This is a genomic window from Acetivibrio straminisolvens JCM 21531, from assembly GCF_000521465.1.
GTDB classification, from domain to species: Bacteria; Bacillota; Clostridia; order Acetivibrionales; family Acetivibrionaceae; genus Hungateiclostridium; species Hungateiclostridium straminisolvens.
On sequence record NZ_BAVR01000103.1, the window covers coordinates 1 to 6,023 of the forward strand.

The window sequence follows — 6,023 nt, forward strand, 5'->3', positions numbered from 1 at the left end:
GAGCCAGGAACAGGAGAGCCAGGAACAGGAGAGCCAGGAACAGGAGAACCAGGAACAGGAGAACCAGGTAAAGGAGAACCGGGAACGGGAGAACCGGGAACGGGAGAACCTGAAACAGGAGAACCCGGAGGAGGAAACCCAGGAGGCGGAAATCCAGGAGGAAACCCAGGAGCCGGAAACTCAGGAGGAAACCCAGGAGCCGGAAATCCAAATGAGCCGAACGATACAAGCAATCCTGTAACAGACCCAGTTGAGCCAAGCAATCCTGGGAATAATCCAACTGAACCAAGTGATCCGGAGACCGAACCAACAACTGATATACCTACATCAGGAAAGAACAATAAAGCATATATTAGAGGATATAGTGACAATACATTTAGGCCGGAGCAAAGCATTACCAGAGCAGAAATGGCTGTAATACTTGCAAATCTGGACGGAGCTTCAAAGGATAATCAGACAGGTATTGAGTTTGAAGATGTTCCTAAAGACCACTGGGCAGCATGGGCAATAGCTTATGTAGCTGAAAAAGGATACTTTAGGGGCTATGAAGATGGAACATATAACCTGACCGATATATTACGAGAGCCGAGCTTTGTGTAGTCCTTGGAAACTACATGAAAATGGATTTGGCAAGTCTAGACGAAAATGAACTTACAGACATTAAAGGGCATTGGGCACAGAATTACATAAACACGCTCATATCAAAGGGTTATGTAAAAGGTTATCCTGATAGTACCTTTAGACCTAATAACAATATAAAGCGTTCTGAATGTGTTACACTAATAAACAGAGTGTTGGGCATTGAAGCAGTATCGAATGCAGAACCTTATTTCACCGACGTTGATAAGAGTTACTGGGCCTTTGGGGATATAATGGCTGCTATACTTAACAACTGATAAAAGTAAAAAATATCCTGCTGATAATTGTAGTGATTAACAGCAGGATATTTTATTCTTCCCACAATTTTGTACCATAACATGGGCTGGTGTAAGTCCTAATTATAGAAACTGTCTTCAAATGCTTTTGCTATCTGTTAACTGTTTTAACTGTCCGCTTAATTCCTGTAATTCGCGAAAGAAATCGCTTATTTGCTTTATCTGGCTATTCTCATCTTCGATGGTTGCCAGTACTTCCTCGGTAGATGCTGCATTCTGCTGTGATATGCTTACCATATTTTCCATCTGAGTTTGAACTTTCTCAAAACTATCTGCAACGCGCTGGATTGTATCCATGCTTTTTACTATTTCTGTATTGGTTTCATTGAATGCGTCTATAATATCCTTAAAATATGTGGATATATTCTGTATAATCTTTTTACCTTCCTTTGTAGCATTTTCACCATGGTTAACCTTTTCAGAGGCTTCATGGGATTTGTTGAATAATCCTGTTGTCACCTGTGTTATATCCTTCACTATTCGTGTACTTTCTTCTGCCAGTTTTCTTACCTCATCAGCAACGACAGCGAATCCTCTCCCATGCTCTCCCGCACGAGCTGATTCTATAGCAGCATTAAGAGCCAATAGGTTTGTCTGTTCTGCGATTTGTGTTATACCTTCCAAGAGAGTATTGACTTTTGTCATACTTGTTTGAAGCTCAGATACAGTTGTATTGGCTGTGGTTATGGAATTGCTGATAATACCGATCTGATTATTCATTTGCTCTATTTTATTCCATCCTTCTCTTACTCTTTCACTCATTAACCTGGATTTACCTGAGATTCCTTCGGAGATTTTCCGGGTTTCACTTACCATTTCCAGAGATTCTGACATGGCATTATTTATTGCGTAAGCACTATAGGATTCCTCCTGTATTGATTTGGACATCTGCTGCATTGAAGTAGTTATGTTTTGACTTGATTCACTAATATTACTTATATTATCGTTCAATTTGTTTATTCCGTTATCAATAATACCTGTAGTATTTTCCAACTTTACAAAGGTATTCTTCAATTCATCCAATAATTCTTCTGCTTTTACTTGTTTGTTGTATGATTCGATAACCAGTTCTCTTCCCCATTTACTTAAATAGTACAGCAGACCAATTATACCATTGAGTACTATTAGTACAAAGATAAAAACAGGGAGTGTGGTGTTAGGACCGGCTATATTCTCGGGTTTTATTATATAGGCGCCAATAATTAAAATGTTTACAATGACTCCGTGGCTAATATAACTTCTTTTTTAAAGTATAACGCCATAAGAGCTATAGTACAAAGAATATTATAATGTCTCCATAATGCAAATCCAAATGAAAAAGAGAGAATGATCATGCTTACACAGGGGACTATTCCGAAAATAAGAGCTTTAACATACTTATTTATGGGCAAATAGTAATTTATTACACCCAAAATAATACATGGTGAAGCCCGGAGAAAAGTTAGAAGTCCAAGTTTTAATCCGCCAGTTATGATTTCGTTAATAACCATACAGCCTATAATTAGACTTGTTATCGCAAGACTTACTTTGTGAACTCTTTGAACATTATAGGTATCGTGTTGCATAATAAATCCTCCTTTTGTATAAAAAGAAATGTATTTATTTAATATCCATATTTATACAAAGTATTGCTTATATAAATTATAAGTTTTCATTATGATTGTTGTATTGAAAACTATAATTTCACTAAGAATGCGTTGCGACTTATTTGATCTTTATGATAGACATAACTATTATCGGTAAAATTATTGAATTGTTTATATACCTCTTTTTTCCGGAAGTTTGGCAACTATCTTATAGGAATAACGGTAGTAATTTGTTAAATTCTACTTGTATGATTATATAAATGAAGAGAAAAATACTACTTATACACTAGGGGCAAGGGTAAGGGGAAGTATCTAATAAGAAAGCATATGTATAATGCCTGAAGCACAAATTAAGAAAATTTGAAACTTAAAACAAAAAGAAGTCTAATCTGCTGGGAGCAATACCCGGCTTTTTAAACTTAGCAAACATCTTGTGACAAAATATGTAATATCAGGACGTGAAATTTAGATTAATGATCTTACCACTTAACTTTAAGCTCTATCTTAGAAAGCAGTTCTTTGGACAAAAAGCCAAGAAGCTTTTTAAGAATAAGCAGCAACTGGCAATGCAGTTAATTGATGAATTCATGCCTGTTACAGAAACTACGTACTTACTTGTAGACGCTTGGTATACATCAGGAAAATTGATGCTTCATGCTCTTAATAGAGGATATCGTACATCCAATCGTGTGATTTACCCAGGCGGCATTAAGACTAATGTCAAAGAATTTGCCACCCATATACGTAGTAACGAAACCTGCACAGTTACAGCAGGGGACGATAACTATTACGTATACAGATATGAAGGTTTCCGCAAACAATATATGGCCTGTATTGCCAAGTTTGCATACTCTTGTGCAGAAAAAGGGGTAAGTCTTGATAAAGAAAGTAAACGATAGAAATTTTTGTCGTTTACTTTCTCTTGTATAGGCAAATATATACTTCTCATGATAAATAATTATTATTTATTAAACATCATGAGATAATAGTATTAAAAACTTTAACAATAATCATTACATCTGCCATATTTATTGAACCATCGCTGTTTAAGTCGTATGATGCAATATACTCGTCGTCTCCGCGTACCGAATTAAATACCTTAGCTATTAAAATAATATCTTCTAGATTAATAACTCCGTCTTTGTTTAAGTCAGGACTCTTTTGAGGTGTTGGTGTTGATATTGGTATACTGTTAACATATGCTGCCATAAACACAAGAAGGGAATTCCATCCTGTAGTATGTTCATTTGTTGTAAATTCGGCGGCACTTTCCATATAGCATTTGGCAGGAAATATCGATATATTTGCACCATTATATTTATTAGGACCTCCCGGCATAATTCCTTTAGGAATTCCCGGTAATCCGTCCTGACTCCATGTGTCGAATATTTCTTTAATGCAATCATCGCCATACCCAGATACAAAGCTCTTTCTCATAGGATTGGCACCTAAAATCCAGTTTAATGAAGAAAGAGCCATCATATTAACTTCCTCAGAATTTATCCCGAAAATAGCCGATCCAAGTAAAACTTCCCTAGGACAACCAAGTATTACACTGTTACTTCCCCAGTAATAATTACCGTATTCAATTACATTACCCCAAGGATTGTTTTTTACTCTATTTATTTTGTTATTTGCCCATTTGGTAAAACTGTCTCTAAACCAGCTTTCAACATCACTGTCACGGTTTTTGGCTTTCATGTAATTGAAAAATCCATTTTCCCAACCAAAAGAACCATCTCCGTATTCACTTGAATAAACTTTCTTATAGTTTGACTTAACATAATCATGACAACTTGAATCGCCTGTAGCCCTATACAAAGAAGCTGCAGCGAAAAACCTTGAACATTCATCGTTGTCTGTAGCATAAGCTCCACCTGGGGCTTTAATATTATCTGGATTTTGTAGAAGAAACGTCCATCCTCTTTTAGCAGCATCTAAACACTCATTGGCAAAGGTGGGGTCATACTTCGAATATATCAATGAAGCCTGGGCTAAAACCCCGACGGCAGCTGCGGTATCATTTGTCGATTTTATATTTCCGATATTGTCTTTTTTATCCATTATAACCCTTTGGCCACCTGAAAAGTTGTCTGTAAAAGTGACACAGCAATAAAAACCGCCGCTTTCGGGATCTTGCATTTTCAAAATCCACTCAAGTTCCCATCTAACCTCATCAAGTATATCAGGAACGCCGTTGCCGCTTTCAGGAATATTATTTTGGTTATCATAGAATACCTCCGGGTACATCTCATAAGCACTCAATAGATTTGATGCTGTCTGTGCCCCGGTAATTACATACTTATTAGGATCGCCGGCATCGTACCATCCTTTTGACACATCTTTTGTAATTGATGGATTGGAGCAAAGGCACAATTGAAATCCTGAGGTGTCTTATCTTTTCTTGGATAATCGGTACAATACGGAGCCTCAAGGTCTATATTGGCACGTTGATAATAAAGGTATCTTGAGGCGTCAACCAATAAAGATTTATAAATGTCATTTCCTATCTTAAATTTAGGAGAAGCATCTATACCTTCTGCATTAACCGTAATGTAATATTCACCGGGTTCTTTAAGGTCGGTAAATATAGCTTTAAAAACCCTTTCTCCCGAATCATATGCATCATAATCCGCAACGAGAACCAATTGTCCGCTATAAGCAACCGAGTCGTCTGAAACTCTTTTTACCTGAAACTCTGTTCCGACAGTGGCATTAAAATCATCTTCAAATCCACTGACAAAGGCATATTTTTCAGAAGATTCCAAAAAACCAACCTGATTTACTTTTATAGCCGGAAAAGCATTTTCTTTATCGGGAGAAGTTATTTTAAGCTGGTTTATCCAAACACAAAACGGATCTAAATTTACTTTGTCCAGAACGATAGCCTTTGCATTATATGGGTCCATGCCAAGTGACGGATCTAAAATATCCGTTAAAGGTATCTTTACATGTTGCCACTCTGTGGTAATGGTGCAATAATCTGTTATCGGCCTAGTTATAGTCTTCTCAACACCCGACGGACGTTCTGCTACATGATCGACCGCACCGATTAAAAATTGCTCCCCGCCATTTTTGCCTTTTACATTAAATTCAAGGTATCCGTTCGGAACATACCTTGATACATCATGGCAGTTCCATTCAGCCAGACAAAGTATAACCGTCATCCAATATGATGATAACGTTGTTCTAACATTAAGTCTCAATGAAGGTAGATTTTCATATGTAACTTGGGTGTCAACAGGCAAACTGCCATTTACCGTTTCCAATTCATCTGCACCACTTCCGGCCCAACCGCTGAACTTATCTTTGAATACATAAAAATCCGGAAGGTCTCTCCATCCGGCAGGAGCACTTGCATTAGCTACATTCACAGGTCCAATTGCAGAGGTAAATACTACTGCAATAAAAAGACAAAAAGCCAACAAACGTTTAATATTCATAAAACCCTCCTCGCATAATATTTAGTTTAGTTACTTGTTTTTATCCTAAAAAATTACCC

The 6,023-nt window shown here is 37.1% G+C and carries 6 protein-coding genes and 1 pseudogene; 3 read left to right on the forward strand and 4 right to left on the reverse strand.

Annotated elements, in window-relative coordinates; genetic code table 11:
- A partial coding sequence (locus JCM21531_RS18810) for an S-layer homology domain-containing protein (RefSeq protein ID WP_173400208.1) occupies window positions 1-600 on the forward strand: 600 nt, incomplete at its 5' end.
- A gap of 14 nt (window positions 601-614) precedes the next feature.
- Window positions 615-896 carry an S-layer homology domain-containing protein gene (locus JCM21531_RS18080; protein ID WP_054847165.1) on the forward strand — a complete coding sequence of 94 codons (282 nt, stop codon included), beginning with the start codon at window positions 615-617 and terminating at the stop codon, window positions 894-896.
- Between the two features lie 117 nt (window positions 897-1,013).
- Here the strand turns inward: JCM21531_RS18080 and JCM21531_RS23160 are convergent, their stop codons facing one another.
- Together JCM21531_RS23160 and JCM21531_RS23165 are read right to left on the reverse strand one after the other, a co-directional pair.
- The gene (locus tag JCM21531_RS23160) at window positions 1,014-1,958 is read right to left on the reverse strand and encodes a methyl-accepting chemotaxis protein (protein WP_243467867.1); all 945 of its coding nucleotides are present in this window, start codon (window positions 1,956-1,958) and stop codon (window positions 1,014-1,016) included.
- 188 nt (window positions 1,959-2,146) lie between these two features.
- Window positions 2,147-2,500 (reverse strand): hypothetical protein, encoded by a 354-nt coding sequence (locus tag JCM21531_RS23165; RefSeq protein WP_243467868.1) that lies wholly within the window; start codon window positions 2,498-2,500, stop codon window positions 2,147-2,149.
- 500 nt (window positions 2,501-3,000) lie between these two features.
- On the opposite strand from JCM21531_RS23165, the pseudogene JCM21531_RS16350 reads away from it, so the two are divergent.
- Window positions 3,001-3,420, forward strand: a pseudogene (locus tag JCM21531_RS16350) (IS701 family transposase); the annotation flags it as partial.
- A 76-nt stretch (window positions 3,421-3,496) separates the two neighbouring features.
- On the opposite strand, the gene JCM21531_RS23170 reads toward JCM21531_RS16350, so the two are convergent.
- Together JCM21531_RS23170 and JCM21531_RS23175 are read right to left on the reverse strand one after the other, a co-directional pair.
- Entirely contained in the window at window positions 3,497-4,861 is a 1,365-nt protein-coding gene (locus tag JCM21531_RS23170) for a glycoside hydrolase family 9 protein (protein WP_243467869.1), read from the reverse strand.
- Entirely contained in the window at window positions 4,816-5,964 is a 1,149-nt protein-coding gene (locus tag JCM21531_RS23175) for a cellulase N-terminal Ig-like domain-containing protein (protein ID WP_243467870.1), read from the reverse strand. The genes JCM21531_RS23170 and JCM21531_RS23175 overlap by 46 nt, the downstream gene beginning before the upstream one ends.
- Between the last annotated feature and the right edge of the window lie 59 nt (window positions 5,965-6,023).